This is a genomic window from Mycobacterium basiliense, from assembly GCF_900292015.1.
GTDB lineage: Bacteria > Actinomycetota > Actinomycetes > Mycobacteriales > Mycobacteriaceae > Mycobacterium > Mycobacterium basiliense.
On sequence record NZ_LR130759.1, the window covers coordinates 2,202,329 to 2,218,454 of the forward strand.

13 protein-coding genes are annotated in these 16,126 nt (G+C 66.3%); 7 read left to right on the forward strand and 6 right to left on the reverse strand.

Annotated elements, in window-relative coordinates:
• The first annotated feature begins 2 nt into the window (after positions 1–2).
• Entirely contained in the window at positions 3–332 is a 330-nt protein-coding gene (locus MB901379_RS09485; RefSeq protein WP_158016414.1) for a class I SAM-dependent methyltransferase, read from the forward strand.
• Here the strand turns inward: MB901379_RS09485 and MB901379_RS09490 are convergent.
• Together MB901379_RS09490 and MB901379_RS09495 are read right to left on the reverse strand one after the other, a co-directional pair.
• The gene (locus MB901379_RS09490) at positions 285–800 is read right to left on the reverse strand and encodes an SRPBCC family protein (RefSeq protein WP_158016415.1); all 516 of its coding nucleotides are present in this window, start codon (positions 798–800) and stop codon (positions 285–287) included. The two genes, MB901379_RS09485 and MB901379_RS09490, sit on opposite strands and share 48 nt — an antisense overlap.
• 49 nt (positions 801–849) lie before the next feature.
• The gene (locus tag MB901379_RS09495) at positions 850–1,737 is read right to left on the reverse strand and encodes an oxidoreductase (RefSeq protein WP_174237082.1); all 888 of its coding nucleotides are present in this window, start codon (positions 1,735–1,737) and stop codon (positions 850–852) included.
• An 88-nt stretch (positions 1,738–1,825) separates the two neighbouring features.
• Here MB901379_RS09495 and aspS point away from each other — a divergent pair, with 88 nt between their 5' ends.
• The 4 genes from aspS to MB901379_RS09515 all read left to right on the forward strand — a co-directional run bounded on the left by aspS (position 1,826) and on the right by MB901379_RS09515 (position 6,246).
• Positions 1,826–3,607: an aspartate--tRNA ligase gene (gene aspS, locus MB901379_RS09500; RefSeq protein WP_158016419.1), complete on the forward strand. Its 1,782-nt coding sequence runs from the start codon at positions 1,826–1,828 to the stop codon at positions 3,605–3,607.
• Positions 3,604–4,038 (forward strand): nitroreductase family deazaflavin-dependent oxidoreductase, encoded by a 435-nt coding sequence (locus MB901379_RS09505; RefSeq protein ID WP_158016421.1) that lies wholly within the window; start codon positions 3,604–3,606, stop codon positions 4,036–4,038. The genes aspS and MB901379_RS09505 overlap by 4 nt, the downstream gene beginning before the upstream one ends.
• Positions 4,039–4,099: 61 nt before the next feature.
• Positions 4,100–5,191: an FUSC family protein gene (locus MB901379_RS09510; protein WP_158019055.1), complete on the forward strand. Its 1,092-nt coding sequence runs from the start codon at positions 4,100–4,102 to the stop codon at positions 5,189–5,191.
• Positions 5,188–6,246 carry an FUSC family protein gene (locus MB901379_RS09515; RefSeq protein WP_158016424.1) on the forward strand — a complete coding sequence of 353 codons (1,059 nt, stop codon included), beginning with the start codon at positions 5,188–5,190 and terminating at the stop codon, positions 6,244–6,246. The genes MB901379_RS09510 and MB901379_RS09515 overlap by 4 nt, the downstream gene beginning before the upstream one ends.
• A 5-nt stretch (positions 6,247–6,251) precedes the next feature.
• Here the strand turns inward: MB901379_RS09515 and MB901379_RS09520 are convergent, their stop codons facing one another.
• Complete coding sequence (locus MB901379_RS09520) at positions 6,252–6,641, reverse strand: MmcQ/YjbR family DNA-binding protein (protein ID WP_158016426.1); 390 nt, start codon at positions 6,639–6,641, stop codon at positions 6,252–6,254.
• 142 nt (positions 6,642–6,783) lie between these two features.
• On the opposite strand from MB901379_RS09520, the gene MB901379_RS09525 reads away from it, so the two are divergent.
• Together MB901379_RS09525 and MB901379_RS09530 are read left to right on the forward strand one after the other, a co-directional pair.
• Entirely contained in the window at positions 6,784–7,707 is a 924-nt protein-coding gene (locus tag MB901379_RS09525) for a transglutaminase family protein (RefSeq protein WP_158019056.1), read from the forward strand.
• Positions 7,700–8,782, forward strand: coding sequence for a zinc-binding metallopeptidase family protein (locus tag MB901379_RS09530; protein ID WP_158016428.1), 1,083 nt, complete (start codon positions 7,700–7,702; stop codon positions 8,780–8,782). The genes MB901379_RS09525 and MB901379_RS09530 overlap by 8 nt, the downstream gene beginning before the upstream one ends.
• A gap of 17 nt (positions 8,783–8,799) precedes the next feature.
• Here MB901379_RS09530 and MB901379_RS09535 read toward each other — a convergent pair whose 3' ends face one another.
• The 3 genes from MB901379_RS09535 to MB901379_RS09545 all read right to left on the reverse strand — a co-directional run bounded on the left by MB901379_RS09535 (position 8,800) and on the right by MB901379_RS09545 (position 16,066).
• Positions 8,800–11,451: a circularly permuted type 2 ATP-grasp protein gene (locus MB901379_RS09535; protein WP_158016430.1), complete on the reverse strand. Its 2,652-nt coding sequence runs from the start codon at positions 11,449–11,451 to the stop codon at positions 8,800–8,802.
• A 45-nt stretch (positions 11,452–11,496) separates the two neighbouring features.
• Entirely contained in the window at positions 11,497–14,835 is a 3,339-nt protein-coding gene (locus tag MB901379_RS09540; RefSeq protein WP_158016432.1) for a transglutaminase family protein, read from the reverse strand.
• A gap of 151 nt (positions 14,836–14,986) precedes the next feature.
• On the reverse strand, positions 14,987–16,066 hold the full coding sequence (locus MB901379_RS09545) for a hypothetical protein (RefSeq protein ID WP_158016433.1): 1,080 nt from the start codon (positions 16,064–16,066) through the stop codon (positions 14,987–14,989).
• Between the last annotated feature and the right edge of the window lie 60 nt (positions 16,067–16,126).

Below are 16,126 nucleotides of genomic sequence, written 5' to 3' on the forward strand. Positions count from 1 at the left end.
GATTGGAACGACGACCTCGCGAGGAAGATCCTGGCCACCGTTCACCAGGCGCGAAACCTGGCGCCGAGCTATTCGTCATCGACGCGGTGGTGGAGCACGGTAACACCCCTGGGTTCGCGAAGCTCCTAGACCTCGAGATGCTGGTTTTCTATGACGGAGGCCGCGAGCGCACCCTCGCCGCTATCGAGCAGCTTCTTGCGGTGACCGGCTTCCGGTCGGTCGGCGTCGTGCCCACGCACTCGCTCATGCACGTCATCGAGGCCGAGCGGGTGTCGGCCGTGGGGCTATGGCTGCTGCGACGTGGCGTACTGGGCGTCGGTGTAGCTGCGTAGCTTGCGCAGAAAACGCCGCAGCCCCAGGTTGAGCAGCGGGCCGAACAACACCATCCCCAGTCGTGCCGGTCCGGCGGGCCTTTGCGCCATGGTCCAGGTCAGCCGGCAGCCACCGGGGATGACCTCGATCCGGTAGTCCTCCGCGAACGCTGCCACGGCTTGCGTTGAGCATTCATTGAATCGAAATGCCATGCGGGTGAACGGCTCCCAACAAAAGAACTCCTCGTTGCCGACCAGGCCCCCACGCATGTCGACCGTGCGAGTGGTACCCACGCCGTGCGGCTCCGCGCTGGTCCAGGTCACCTTCTTGATCACCGACGCCCACCGCGGCCAGGCTTCCGCGTCGCAGAGCACTTCGAACAGCTGCTCGGGCGTGATCGCCAGATCGACACTGTTGCGAAAGAGGAAGGGCGCTTGACCAGAATCCGGGTCGACGAAGCTCAGGTCGACACGCTCGCAGGGAAACATGGGTTAGACACTAGCGACAACGGCGCGCCGTCAAAGCGGTAGCGGCCGGTCAGCCGGGACCGTCGCTGGCCGCGGCCAGCAGCGGCACCAGCACATCGCTGATCGGGGTGGCTAGGCCGTGGGCCCGGGCCTTGCGGATGATCACGCCGTTGCGCAGGTCCCACTCCAGTCGCCGGCGGGCTTCCCGGTCGGCCAGGATCGAGGTTCCCATGTCTTCGGGCGCTACCCGGAAAAGATCCACCAGCTCCTCGATCAACCCGTCGTCGAGCTGGGCGCCCTCGGCCCGGGCCACCGCCAGGCATTCGGCGACATAGCGACGCGACAATTCGGCGACGTCGTCACGACGAAACATTCCAGACCGCCGCCCCGACAACGCCATCAATCCCGCCAGCGCATTGAGCACCAGTTTGCGCCAGATGATCGTGGTGAAGTCGGGATTGCAGTCCACCTGACAGCCGGCACCGCGCAATAGCCGGGCGAGGTTGTCTGCCGCCGGACCGGGGGGCAGCACCAACGCTGCCGTGCCGCGCAATCGCACCCAACCCGCCGGCTGCGTCTCCGCGGAAAACCACACGCTGCCCGGCACCACAGCCGACGACGGACAGTGCGGTTGCACCTGCTCGACCTGCTCCACACCGTTTTGCAGCACCGCGACGATGGTGTGCTCATCGCACAGCCGAGTCAGCCAGCGGTGCGCGGCGTCGGTTTGGGTGGCTTTGACCGCCAATATCAGCACCTGCACCGGTCCGGTCACCTCGGCGGGGTTGGTGTACACCGGACCCGGTACCACGATCGGCTCGGCGCCGTCGGGCCGCAGTTCGATGCCGTCCCGCGGAGTGTGCCCGCACAGCAACACCCGGTGGCCGGCCGCGTGCAACAGCGCGGCGACCGTGGTGCCAACGGCGCCGGGGCCAACGAGTGCGATTGTCGGGGCGATGCAGCCAAAAGTACCGGGTCGGGCAGGCAACCCGTGCCCCCCTCTAGACTGAGCAGTCATTCAAGGCCACGACGGGCAATGAAGGGGAGTGTTTGTGCTGCGCAGCCACGCCGCTGGTGCGTTACGGGATCACGACGCCGGGCAGCGGGTGACATTGGCCGGCTGGGTGGCTCGCCGCCGCGACCACGGCGGCGTCATCTTCATCGATCTGCGGGATGCCTCCGGCGTCGCCCAGGTGGTGTTCCGCGAAACCGAGGTGCTGGCCCAGGCCCACCGGCTACGCGCCGAGTTCTGCGTCACGGTCACCGGGGTTGTCGAGATCCGCCCCGAAGGCAACGCTAACACCGAGATCGCCACCGGAGACATCGAGGTCAACGCCTCCTCGCTGACCGTGCTCGGTGAATGCGCGCCGCTGCCGTTTCAGCTCGACGAACCCGCGGGGGAGGAGTTGCGGTTGAAGTACCGCTACCTCGACCTGCGCCGTGACGGTCCGGGGTCGGCGATTCGGTTGCGTTCCAAGGTCAATGCCGCGGCGCGTGCGGTGCTCGCCCGACATGATTTCGTAGAGATCGAGACGCCGACCATCACCCGTTCGACCCCGGAAGGGGCACGGGACTTCCTGGTGCCGGCCCGGCTGCACCCGGGCTCGTTCTATGCGTTGCCGCAAAGCCCGCAGCTGTTCAAACAGTTGCTCATGGTCGCCGGGATGGAGCGCTACTACCAGATCGCGCGCTGCTACCGCGACGAGGATTTCCGTGCCGACCGGCAGCCGGAATTCACCCAGCTCGACATGGAACTCAGTTTCGTAGATGTCGAGGACATCATCGCGATCTCGGAGGAAATCCTGACCGCGCTGTGGGCGCTGATCGGCTACCAGATACCCACCCCCATCCCACGAATCAGCTATGCCGAGGCCATGCGCCGGTTCGGCTCCGATAAGCCCGACCTGCGGTTCGGACTGGAACTCGTCGAATGCACGGAGTTCTTTGCCGACACCACGTTTCGGGTGTTCCAGGCGCCATATGTCGGTGCGGTGGTGATGCCCGGCGGTGCCGGACAGCCACGACGCACGCTGGACGGCTGGCAGGAGTGGGCCAAACAACGAGGGCACCGCGGGCTGGCTTACGTGTTGGTCGGTGATGATGGCGCGTTGGGTGGTCCGGTAGCCAAGAACCTCACGGATCGCGAGCGCGATGGTCTGGCCGCACACGTGGGCGCTAATCCCGGGGACTGCATCTTCTTCTCGGCGGGTCCGGTGAAGTCGTCTCGGGCGTTGCTGGGGGCGGCGCGGATCGAGATCGCCAACCGGCTGGGCCTGATCGACCCCGACGAGTGGGCCTTCGTCTGGGTGGTCGACCCGCCACTGTTCGAGCCCGCCGACGAGGCCACCGCCGCCGGCGATGTGGCGGTCGGCTCGGGAGCATGGACCGCGGTCCATCACGCGTTCACCGCACCCAAGCCACAGGATGAGGACCGTATCGAAGCAGACCCGGGCAGCGTGTTGGCCGACGCCTACGACATCGTCTGCAATGGCCACGAGATTGGCGGCGGCTCGATCCGTATCCACCGCCGCGACATCCAGGAGCGGGTCTTCGCGGTGATGGGTCTGAACAAGGCCGAGGCAGAAGAGAAATTCGGATTTCTCCTGGAGGCGTTCATGTTTGGCGCACCGCCACACGGCGGCATCGCGTTCGGATGGGATCGGACCAATGCGCTGCTGGCCGGGGCCGATTCGATCCGTGAGGTGATCGCCTTCCCCAAGACGGGTGGCGGCGTCGACCCACTGACCGAGGCGCCCGCACCGATCACCGCCCAACAACGCAAGGAATCCGGACTAGATGCCAAGCCCACACGCGTTGATGGGGCATGACGCAAGGTATCCCGGACAGCGGAACGATTAAGGCCTTCAACAACGCCATCGTCGATGAATTCCGAAGCAATGGGGGCAAGGTCGGCGGCCAGTTCGCCGGGGCGGACCTGTTGCTGATTACCACGACCGGTGCCAGGTCCGGGCAGCCACGGCTGTCGCCGCTGGCGAATTTTCGCATCGACGGAAAGCTGATCATCATCGGATCCTTCGCGGGGGCCGACGTCCACCCGGCGTGGGTACACAATCTGCGGGCCCAACCGCGAGCGCACGTCGAGGTCGGAGCCGACGCGTTCGAGGTGACCGCGCGCGAGATGCCATCGGCCGAACGCGCCGAGCTGTTCCCCAAAATCACCGCCGCGGCACCGGGATTCGCCGACTATCAGGCCAAGACCAGCCGGGTCATTCCACTTTTCGAGTTGCGACGCGCCTAGCGCTCCCGGCTTGTTGAGAATCACCACGTTGTGTTGAGTAAGCTGCGTGACAAGCGTTTCGCTGCTTACCAGCACCCTTTCCAGAACCAGGGACGGCAGTCGCACGGCGCTGCGGCGCCTGCGCGGGGTGCTCTTTCCGATCGCCGAGACAGCAACGGCCGCGGGACTGGCCTGGTACCTCGCACACGATGTGATCGGCCATCAGCAGCCGTTCTTCGCGCCGATCGCCGCGGCGGTCTGCCTGTCGGCCAGCGACGTCCTGCGCACGCAACGCGCCGTGCAGATGATCATCGGGGTCACGTTCGGCATCGGGTTGGGCGCGGCGGTGCAAACGGTTCTCGGTACCGGAGCGATCGCCATTGCGGTCGCGGTGTTCATTTCGCTGTGCTGTGCGGTGCTGATCGCCAGCGGTTATATCGCGCAGGGATTGATGTTCTTCAACCAGGTCACCGTCTCTGCGACGCTGGTCATTTCGGTATCGCGCAGCGCCGACGTCGTCGAGCGCCTCGAAGACACCCTCCTCGGCGGAGGCCTGGCCATCGTGTTCGCCGCGTTGCTCTTCCCGGGAAATCCGTTGAAAGTGCTCCGCCACGCCCGTGCCAACGTGTTGGCGGCCGTGCGTGACCTCCTGGTCGATACCGCGGACGTGATCGGTGGCCGCGCCACGGCCGCCGATTGGCCGCTACGCGACGTCGACCGAGTGCACGGACAACTGGGGGCGCTCATCCAGGCCCGAGTCTCCGCCCGGCAGACGTTGCTGGCTCCGCGCAGATGGGGTGTGCGCGCCAGTGCCCGACGCGCCGAGCAGCAGACCGTGCGCGTCGGGCTGTTCGCCGAGTCGGCCTTGCACCTGTCGCGTGTCGCGACCGCTGTCCGCGAGGTCGGTGGTCGGCTTCCGCCACCCGTGCCCGCAGCCATCGCGGACCTCGCCGCTGCGGCGACCGTTGCCGAAACGGACCTCTCAGCATCGGCCGCGCACATCGCGGCCGCGCGCGCCTGCGCAGCGGCGTTGGATGCGGCCGCCAGTAGCAAAACGGATTGGCAGCTGGCCAGCGCCGTGCAGGCCTGCGTCGATGACTTGCAACAGGCCATCGATCTCGAGCCGTGCCCGCCGAGCGGTTGCGTTTGGCGGTGCGGTAAGCAGGCCCCATGACGACTTCGCTGCTTACCCGGGTGGCTGATGGGGGCCTGGCGGCCGTCCATCGGCTGCGGGCCGTGGTGTGGCCGATCACCCAGACGTCGGTGGCCGCTGGCCTTGCCTGGTATCTGGCCCACGATGTGCTGGACCACCCGCAGCCGTTCTTCGCGCCGATCTCGGCCGTGGTGTGCATGTCGGCGACCAACGTGCTGCGCGCCCGCCGCGCCGCGCAGATGATCGTCGGGGTGGCGCTGGGCATCGTGGTGGGTGCCGCCGTGCACGTTGTTCTCGGGACCGGACCGCTCGCCATGGCGGTTGCGGTGTTCGTCGCGCTGTGCGTGGCGGTTTTGGGCGCGCTGGGCTTCATCGGCCAAGGCCTGATGTTCGTCAATCAGACCGCTGTCTCGTCGGTTTTGGTCCTGGTGTTTGCTTCCACCGGCGGTGTGGTGGGGGAGCGTCTCTTCGATGCGCTCATCGGTGGCGGTCTGGCCTTCGTGTTCGCCATCCTGTTGTTTCCGGCCGACCCCGCGCGGATCCTCGCCGATGCGCGCGTCAGCGTGTTGGCGGCGTTGCACGACACCCTCGTGGAGGTGACGAACATCGTGGACGATCCGGCCCGCGTCGCTCCGGACTGGCCGCTGGCGGCCTTTGATCGGCTGCACGCCGAGCTGGGCGGCCTGCTCGAGGCCCGGGCAACGGCGGTGGTGGTGGTGCGCATCGCGCCCCGCCGCTGGGCGTCACGCAACTCCATTCTCGACGTCGAGCAACAGTCGGCGCGGTTGGGGATGTTGGTCAGCGGCGTGCTGGAGCTGGCGCGCGACGTCACCCGGACTTTTGACCGAGCGGTGCAGCGGCCCGTGCGCATCGCACTTGACGAACTCGCGAAGGCGATGTCCGTCGCCCACCGGGACCCGGCAACGGCCACCGCATGCGCTGCCGCCGCCCGTGCCCAGGCGTTGGAAGTGGGGACATCGGCTCGTGACAGGGCCGAGGTGGTGCTGGCCGACATCCTCTGTGCCTGCGCCGACGACCTGCAACAAGTGATCGACCTGCCCGGCCTAGGCGGCTAGTCGGGTCAAATCGACTTCGCCAGGAACTCCTTGACGGCCTTTTTTGGCGCCTGAGTCAGCCAGGCCTCGGTGATCAGGTCTTCCAAATCGGTTAACTCGATCTCGGCCAATCTGACCAGCACTGCCGGATAGCCGTCGAAGTGTGGCGTGGTGAAGTAGACCGTCGGCTCGTCGGCGATCAGGGCGAACTTGATGCCCTCATCGGCGACCCGGACGCCGAGGATATCGCCCGCCGGTGGCTCGACACCGGCGCGCGTCAGTGCTGCCACGTCGGACTTTCGTAGCGGTCGTTCCCACGCCATCGGTTTCTTGCCGACCCGCCAGTTGTGTGGGGACGGCTCGGCGCTCAACGGCAGCCCACCCACGATGCGGGTGACATCATTCCAGGTAGCCACCTGCTGATTGTGCGCCGGATAGGGCCGCTTGGTGAGGCATTCGCCTGGGCCGGCCCATTATGTGGTGTGATCAGCGTTGCCACTACGTCCAGGAATCAGGAGTCGGCCGTTGTCCCTTTCGCTAGACGGGCCTTCCGATAGGTTGTTCGGCTCCGCGGCTGCCAGGCGCTATCGAGTCACCCACCGCACGGAGTACCGCTACTCCGATATCGTGACCAGCTCTTACGGGCGAGCGTTCCTCACTCCCCGCGACTCGCTGCGCCAGCATTGTGTCGCTCACCGGCTGACCGTCGATCCGACCCCGACCGATAGCTCCACCAGCCCCGACTCCTACGGCAATATCAGGTCCTATTTCCACGTCACCGAACCGCACCGCGCCCTGAGCATCACCAGCGAATCCATCGTCGACGTGGCACCACCGGATCCGCGGCTGTACACCAGCGGGCCGGCGCTGAAACCGTGGGAGGAGGCCCGACCCAGCGGGCGTAAGGGTGCTCTCGAGGTCGACTTCGCGCTGGACCTGAACCCGGCGGAAATCACCGATGAGGTGCGCGAATACGCGGCTCCCAGCTTTGTGCCCGAACGGCCGCTGGTCGAGGTGCTCCGCGATCTCACGACACGGATCTATACCGACTTCACCTACTGTTCGGGCTCCACCACCGTTTCCACCAGGGTTACCGAGGTTCTTTCGGCCCGGGAAGGGGTATGCCAAGACTTTGCGAGGCTGGCGATCGCCTGCCTGCGCGCCCACGGTCTGGCGGCCTGCTACGTGTCCGGGTATCTGGCCACCGACCCACCGCCTGGAAAGGATCGGATGATCGGTATTGACGCAACCCATGCCTGGGCATCGGTGTGGACTCCCCAGCAACCGGGACAGTTTGAATGGTTGGGCCTCGACCCCACCAATGACCAGTTCGTCGACGAGCGCTACATCGTGGTGGGGCGCGGCCGCGACTATGCCGATGTGCCGCCGTTGCGTGGCATCATCTACACCAACTCGGAGAATAGCGTCATCGACGTCGGTGTCGACGTCGTGCCCTTCGAAAGCGATGTGCTGGATGCGTGACTTTCATTGTCCCAATTGCGGCCAGCGGCTGACCTTCGAGAACTCCACCTGTCTGTCGTGCGGCAGCCCGTTGGGCTTCTCCCTGGATCAGATGGCGTTGCTGGTGATCGCCGAGCACCACGACGGAAGCGAACATGCCGGTGCCGTACCGGCCGACCACTTTCGGTTGTGCAAGAACTTGCACCTGGCCGAATGCAATTGGCTGGTGTCCGCCCAACATCCCAACGGACTGTGCGAGTCGTGCGTATTGACCGTGGAGCGGCCCAACGATGGCGATGCTGTAGGTCTGGCGGAGTTCGCCCGGGCCGAGGCCGCCAAGCGACGGCTGGTTGCCGAGCTGTCCGAGCTGAAGCTGCCGATCGTCGGACGTGACGAGGATCCCGAAGGCGGATTGGCGTTCCGGCTACTGTCGAGTGCCCACGAGAATGTGGTGACTGGACACGAAAACGGGTTCATCACACTGGATCTCGCTGAGGGTGATGATGTCCACCGCGAACAGTTGCGGGTTGAGATGGACGAGCCCTACCGCACCCTGCTCGGCCACTTTCGCCATGAGGTCGGGCACTACTACTTCTATCGGCTGATCGAGCGGGCCACCGACGATAGGGCCGACCAGGCTTACCTGACCACATTCCGGGAGTTGTTCGGTGACCCGGACGCCGACTACCAGGAGGCGCTGGATCGGCACTACCGCGACGGTGCACCCGAGGGCTGGCAGGAAAGGTTCGTGTCCTCCTATGCGACCATGCACCCCGCCGAGGATTGGGCCGAGACCTTCGCTCACTATCTGCACATCCGGGATGCGCTGGATACCGCGGCTTGGTGCGGTCTGGCGCCGGCATCGGCAACCTTTGACCGGCCAACGTTGGGGCCCAGCGCTTTTCCCACCATCATCGATATGTGGTTGCCGTTATCGTGGTCACTGAACATGGTGAACCGTTCGATGGGCCACGACGACCTGTATCCCTTTGTGCTGCCGACCGCGGTGTTGAACAAGATGCGGTTCATCCATGACGTCATCCACGAGACCACGTCCGATTCGCGGGATTCGCGGGATACGGGCAGGCCCGCCTAGCGGCCAGGGCACGACGCCTAGGCGGGCATCGACCGCCGCTCGTCGGGCCCCCACAACGGCTGCATACCGCCGGGCAGGGCCAGCTGGGTTGCGGTGATGACATCGGCCAGGTCGCGCAGCCCGGTGTGTATCGCGGCCAACAGGTCTGCCAGTTCCCCGCGGCGCCCCTCGATGACCTCTTCCAGCTCGGCGGGATCGGACCTGCGTAGCCGCGCAGTGATCTCATCGACCATCCGCTCCGGTCGCGACGAACCCGATGAGCCAGGCAGATCCTTGAGATCGGCGCGCAGTCGTTCCAGTTGGTAGGCCAGCGAGCGCGGGTTCTGCGCGTCGAAGAGCATCAACTCGTTCACCGTGGCAACGCTGAACTTGCCGACCGTGCGGCGCCGGTAAATCACCGAGGATTCGCAGGCCACCAACGTCGACTCGATAACGGTTTGCTCGGCCACAACGCCGCGGACCGTGGTCAGCGTGTCCGCCAGCAACGCCGTGAGCCACAGGCTGCGTTCGATGCGCTTGCCGATATCCATCATCGTCCAGCCCGCATCGCGCACCATCGACTCGCTGGCCACGCCGGACAGCGTCAGCATCCCGGCGAGCGTGCGCCCCTGAGACTCGGCGAGCAACGCGTCGGCCTCGGCGAGTGACTGCGGTGGATCGGACCGCAGCGCGACCGCGCGCTCGACATCAGCCAGCACCATCCAGGTGTCATTGGACAGCTGGTCGCGCACCGCCCTGGCGGCCAACGCCAATCCTTCTACCGACTGAACCAGGGACCCCGGACGCTCTAGGTCCACGGTCATCGACCACAACATCGATGGCGCAACCGCGATCATCTCGGCGTGGTCGCTCGCCGCGCCGGTGTCGGTTCCGGTGATGTGGCCCAGTGCGGCCATCAGCACCGGCACACATTCGCTTTCCTCGGTGTCCTGGTAGTGGCGGAAGACGTGGTAGCGCTCGCGCGCGACGATCAGCAACCGGGCCATGTTCTCGGCGCGTTCGCCGTAGCGCCCCATCCAGAACAGATCCGACAACACACGGGGGGAACTGACACCGCGGGTGCCCGCGCCGGTCTTCGTCGGTTGCAAAACCGACGGCTCCAAAGCGGGCAGGCTGACCGTCTCGGCGATCGCACGTTCCGTGGGACGAACCCAGATATCCTTCGCCGCGACAGATTTCAGCGTATATGCGGCGGGTCCAGGCGCTAACACGTAGCCCAGCCCGCCGATCATTGGGGCGTAGCCACTGCGTTGGGCAACGGTGAACAACCGCATCCCCACGCCGGCCGAAGACAACACGCCGGCGTGGTCGGTCGGCGCGGAGGAGAACGTCGGGAGTTCCTGACCCGCCCACTGCCAGGGCATCGCCTCGATCCGCGCCGTCAGGTCAGCCAACTGCGCGGCCGAAAGCGTCGGCCCGACTAGGGTTTTGCCGCCAACGGTGGACTTGATCAACAGCGACGACAGGTTCGCCAGCAGATGCGAGCGTTCACTGGCGATACCTCCCCAGTAGACGGGCGACGTCTGCAGCAGCGGTTCTTCACCCAGTAAGCGCTCGGCCAGCTCTGGTAGGAAGCGGAGCAGGCCTGGGCTTTCCAAGATGCCGCTGCCCAGCGTGTTGACCACGGTCACCGCTCCCCGGTGCTGGGCCTCCACCAAACCGACCACGCCGAGCCGGGAATCGGCACGCAGATCCAACGGATCGGCGTAGTTCTCGTCCACCCGGCGCAGCACCACGTCGACGCGTTTGAGCGTGCCCAGCGAGCGCATCCACAGTTTGCCCTCGCGCACCACCAGATCCGCGCTCTCCACCAGCGGAAAACCCAGCAGGGTAGCCAGATACGCCTGATCGAACGCGGTTTCGGAATAGATGCCCGGGCTCAACACCACCACCACCGGGTCTTGGGCCACATCGGGTGCCGCATCGATCAGTGCCAGGCGCAGCGCTTGCGCGAATGGGGTCGTCGGGCGCGGGCCGATGTTCTCGTAGAGGTCCGGGATCGCGTGTGCGACCACGCGGCGGTCGGCCAGCGCATAGCCGGCGCCCGAGGGGGCCTGGGTCCAATCGGCGTTGACCTGGTAGCTGCCGTCCGGCATCCGGCTGAGGTCGCAGGCGTGCAGGAAAAGTTGGTGGTGCCCGGGCACGGTGATGCCATTGCCGGCGCGTACATAACCGGGATGACCGAAGACAAGCTCCGCCGGCAAAATGCCCTCGGTGAGCAGGCTGTGCGGTCCATAGAGGTCGGCGAGCACGGCGTCGAGCAGACGCGAGCGCTGCACCAGTCCGGCTTCCAAGACATCCCAATCCTCCGCGGAAACGACCAGCGGCAGGGTGTCCAGCTTCCAGGGCCCGGGCTCTAGGCCATGCAGAACGTGCCCGTCGCGCGCGGGATCGACCCCGGTGTAGGTGATGCCGTCGTGGTCGATCAGGCCGTGCACCACCGTACGCAGCCGGTCCAGCCCCGCCCTGCCACGCTCGGCGACCGCATCGGCCAGCTCGTCCCACGCCGGGCGTACGTTGCCGTCGGCGTCGACGAATTCGTCGTAGCCAATGCCGGGGCCGTCACGCAGATCGAACAATGCCTCTTGAGCGCGCGCGGTGCGGTATCCGGCCAGCAAGCGATCAACGTCATAGCGGGCAGCGGGTGAAGCGTCCGCAGCCCTACTCATGCTGAGTGACATCGCTTTGCCAATCCTGTGCCGATTTGGGCGCCATTACTGTTGCACGGTACGCACGCGTCGCAGGTCGAGGATGCCAGGCGCGCCGATATCGGTTAACATCCGCGCCTGCTTCTCCCTGATTCCGGATAAATCAAGTTTGCCGGGGGTGGTGAACCCGGTCGCCTCGAAACGACGGGCTCGGCGCGACTCGGCCTCGACGGCGTTGATGGGCGGCTCGTCGTAGGCGCGACCACCCGGATGGGTGACGTGATACGTGCAGCCGCCACGCGACGTTCCAGCGGTGAGGTCGATGAGTTCGAACTGCAGCGGGCCGTCGGCTGAGATGGTCGGGTGCAGCGCGCTGGGCGGCTGCCAGGCCTTGAAACGCACCCCACCCACGTGGATGTCGGGGTTGTCGGTGGCCAGCAACGGCACCGGGTAGCCATTGCAGGTAACCACGTAGCGGTGGCGGTCGGCGCCGATGACGCGGACCTGTACCCGCTCGACCGAGGAGTCGACGTAGCGGGCGGTGCCGGTAGCGCTGGACTCCTCCCCGAGGGTGTTCCATGGCTCGATCGCCCCGCGCAGTTCGATCTCCACGCCGTCGAACACTGCGGTGCCGATGCGTGGGAAGCGGAACTCGGTGAACGGGTCCAGCCAGCTGGTCTCGAACGCGATACCATGTGCGCGCAGATCCGCTGCCACGTCGGCGATGTCGTGGATCAGGAAGTGCGGCAACAGATATCGCCCATGAAGGTTGGCGCCATGGCGGATCAGCGGGGCGCGCAGCGGCTGTTCCCAGAACCACGCCACCAGCGAGCGAACCAGCAGCGACTGCACCATCGCCATCCGCAAATGGGGTGGCATCTCGAATCCGCGAAGTTCCAGTAAGCCCAGCCTGCCGCGGGGGCTTTCGGGACTGTAGAGCTTGTCGATGCAGAACTCGGCACGATGAGTGTTGCCGGTGATGTCGGTGAGCAGGTGGCGCAGCGCGCGGTCGGTCACCCAGGGCTTCACGGCGCCGCCCGCCGACAGTCGGGCGATCTCGGAAAACGCGATTTCGAGCTCGTAGAGGGCCTCGGCGCGGCCCTCGTCCACCCGGGGTGCCTGGGAAGTGGTGCCGACGAAGCGCCCGGCGAACAGGTAGGACAGCGACGGGTGTCGCTGCCAGTAGGTCAACAGGGAGACCAGCATGTCGGGGCGGCGCAGCAGTGGTGAATCGGCGGGTGTGACGCCGCCGAGGGTGATGTGGTTGCCACCACCGGTGCCCCCGTGGGATCCGTCGACGTCGAACGACTCCGTGGATAGCCGGGCCAGTCGCGCCTCTTCGTACAGCGTTTCCAGCTGCCGACGTTGCTCGTCGAAGCTGGCGGTCGGAGCCACGTTGACCTCGATCACACCGGGGTCGGGCGTGATGGTGGTGGAGGATAGCCGCGGGTCCGGCGGCGGACCGTAGCCCTCCAGGACGACCGGGCACTCGGCCTGCACCGCCGCGGCTTCGATGCGGGTGATCAGGTCCACGAAGTGTTCGAGCGCCTCGGTGGGTGGGACAAAGACGTAGAGCAGACCGTCTCGAACCTCTGCGACGAGCGCGGTCGTGGGCGCGCTCTCCGGATCGTCCAGGAGTGCCGCCTCTGCCGCGGCGGTCGCGGGCTCGGGCAGTGCGTGTCCGACCGACACCGGATCGGCGTCGAACGAGGCCCGCGGTGGCTGCCAGCTGATCGAATCCAGTGGCAGCCGCAACCCGGCTGGCGAATCGCCCTCGATCAACACCAGCCGGCCACGGCGCAGACGCCAGTCCGCGCTGGCCCAGCCCAGTTCGTCGGCGCGGCGGTGCAACGGAAGGACATAGGCGGCTGGGGTGGTGATAGAGGTGTCGAGGCGGGCCAGTAGTGCGGCGCGTCCGGTGGGGGTGTCGGAGTCGGTTTCGGGGGCGAGGTCGTCAGTCGGGTCCACCGGGTCGCCCGCCGGCAACCGCACCGCGGCCGCCAGCCGCGACAGCGGATCCTCGTAGGCCGGCCGTACCTGAGACAGCGGTAACCCCAGCCCCTTGGCAAATCCGGCGAGCAGGCGATGCGCGGCGTCCGCATCGACGGGGTCCGGCCGATTCAGCCAGGGATCGGCCAGGAGCGCGCCGTTCGTCCACAGCGAGCGTCCGTCGGTGCGCCAGTACAGCGCAATCTGCCAGCGCGGCAATGGTTCTCCGGGATACCACCTGCCCTGGCTGCGCTGAATCAGTCCCTGCGGAGCCCACTTGGCCTTTAGCCGGGCGGCTAGATCGGATGCCCGCTGACGCTTGTGCGGGCCGTCGGCGGCGGTCCGCCACTCCTTGTCGGTCTGATTGTCCACCGACACGAATGTGGGTTCGCCGCCGACGGTCAAGCGGACATCACCGGCGGCCAGCCGTTCGTCGACCCGGCCGCCGACCTCGCAGATCGTCTGCCACGCGGTGTCTGTGTAGGGCAATGTGACCCGGGGGTCTTCGTGGACGCGAGTGACGGTATTGGAAAACTCCAGCACCGTGCCGCACACGTCGGTGCCACCGCTGATGGGAGCCGCGGTGGCGGGGTGCGGTGTGGCCGCCAGGGGTATGTGGCCCTCGCCGGCGAACAGTCCTGACGTTGGGTCCAGCCCGATCCATCCCGCACCGGGGATATACACCTCGGTCCACGCGTGCAGATCGGTGAAGTCGGCGACGGGCCCGGACGGGCCGTCGAGGGCTTCGATGTCGGAGGCCAGCTGGACCAGGTAGCCGGATACGAACCGCGCGGCCAACCCCAGCTGGCGCAGGATCGACACCAACAACCACGCCGAGTCCCGGCAGGATCCCACACCGGTGCGCAGGGTGAAATCCGGTGTCTGGACGCCCGGTTCCATGCGCAGGCTGTAGCCGACGTCGGCGTTGATCGCCCGGTTGATGGCGACCAAAAAGTCGATCGTCCGGGTGCCCTCGGGCACCGAGAAGTTGCGCGCCCACGCCTTCGCCAGGTCGCCGGGCCCGGAGCCCTCGCCATCTTCATCGACCGGCCGCAGGTACGGTTCGAGGTCGTCGGCCAGTGCCTTGGGGTAGGTCATCCCCGCAGACGGCCAGGTTTCGGCCCAATCCTCGATGAAGAAATCGAACGGATTGATGACCTTGAGGTCGGCGATCAGCCCGACGGTAATCGTCAGTTGCCGCATTGGTTTGGGAAAGACCAAGCGGGCCAGAAAGTTTCCCAGCGCGTCCTGCTGCCAGTTGATGAAGTGCTCGGTCGGTTCGACCCGCAACGAGTACGCCTCGATGGGGGTGCGGGAGTGGGGTGCCGGGCGCAATCTGACGACATGCGGATAGACCTGCACCAGCTTGTCAAAGGCGTAACTGGTGCGGTGCTCCAGCGCAACTTTGATGCTCATAATCGCTGATCCCATCACAAGACCCAGCACGCCGCAGCGCACCCGCGGACAACGTCGGCCCCGGTCGGGCGATCACGCGGTTGCTACGCCGTTGGTTGTGAACACGGCGTTTCGGTGGCTTTACGGTTACTGGTTTGGTTTGGTCGGGCGGCTAGCCGAATTGCGGGGCCGGCGGTGGCCCGGGCGGTAGTCCGGACGGCGGTCCAGGCTGGCTGAGCTCAACGACTTGGCCTCCGGACAGCTTCCGCCAGGTGTAGGTCTGAATGAGCGAGGCCACCGGAATGCCGACGAGCAACCCCACCAGGCAAACGAATTCACCCGCGAGTACCACCGCATACTGCACCAGCCAGGACAACGCCGTGTTGCCCAGCTGTTCGCGGACCGTGGTGATGCTCGCCTTGATGGAGTCGATCGGTGACAGCGACCGGTCCACGGCGGCGATGATGGCGAACTGCGCGAGAAAGCCGAAGATCAGCCCGGGGATGACACACAGCAGCGACCCGATGGCGGTCAACACGATGACCAGCAGACCGGTCAGTACCACCGCGCCAAGATTGCGGGGCTTGAAGAACGTTGCGACGCTCACCGGTTTCCCATCGGCGATGTCCAAGCAGCCCGTCGTGATCCCGGCGTGCATGTAGAGCGCCACCGCGAACAAAGCCAGGTAGCCGACGAACATCACAATGCCGCCCAGCGGGCTCGTCGTCATGTTCACCGTTTCCGAAGTGTTGCCGTAGGCGTCGGTGTAGGTCGTGGTCGTGCGGTCGGAAAGGGCCAAGAAAAGCCCGATCATCACGCCGCCGACGGCGGCCAGGATCAAGCCGTAGATTGCGACTGGCGCGACGAGCGCCGCGATGTTCTGGGTGAACCGGTTCCATGCCCAGCTGAAGGCCTCGCCGACGCTGAAGGCGGGTTTCACCGGACCGCCGAAGCCGGGTTGCGGCGGGTAGCCGGGTGGGGGTGGGCCGTAGCCGGGGGGTGGTGGCGGTGGTGGGCTGTAGCCGGGGGGCGAGTAGCCGCTTGGAGGTTGGCCATAGCTCGGTGGTGGCGGCGGTGCGCCGTAACCAGGTGGCGGCGGTGCGCCGTAACCAGGTGGGGGAGGTGCGCCGTAGCCAGGCGGCGGGGGCGGGGGAGGCGCGCCATAGCTGGGCGGTGGCTGGTAGCCCGGGCTGCCTTGGTCACCGCCCTGTGGGTCGGCTTGACTGCCTGGATGTTCTGGCGGCTGGCTCATCGCTGTCCTAATTTGCTTCGTAGTTCGGTCGTACCGGTACGCGGAATTCAGCAAACCGGA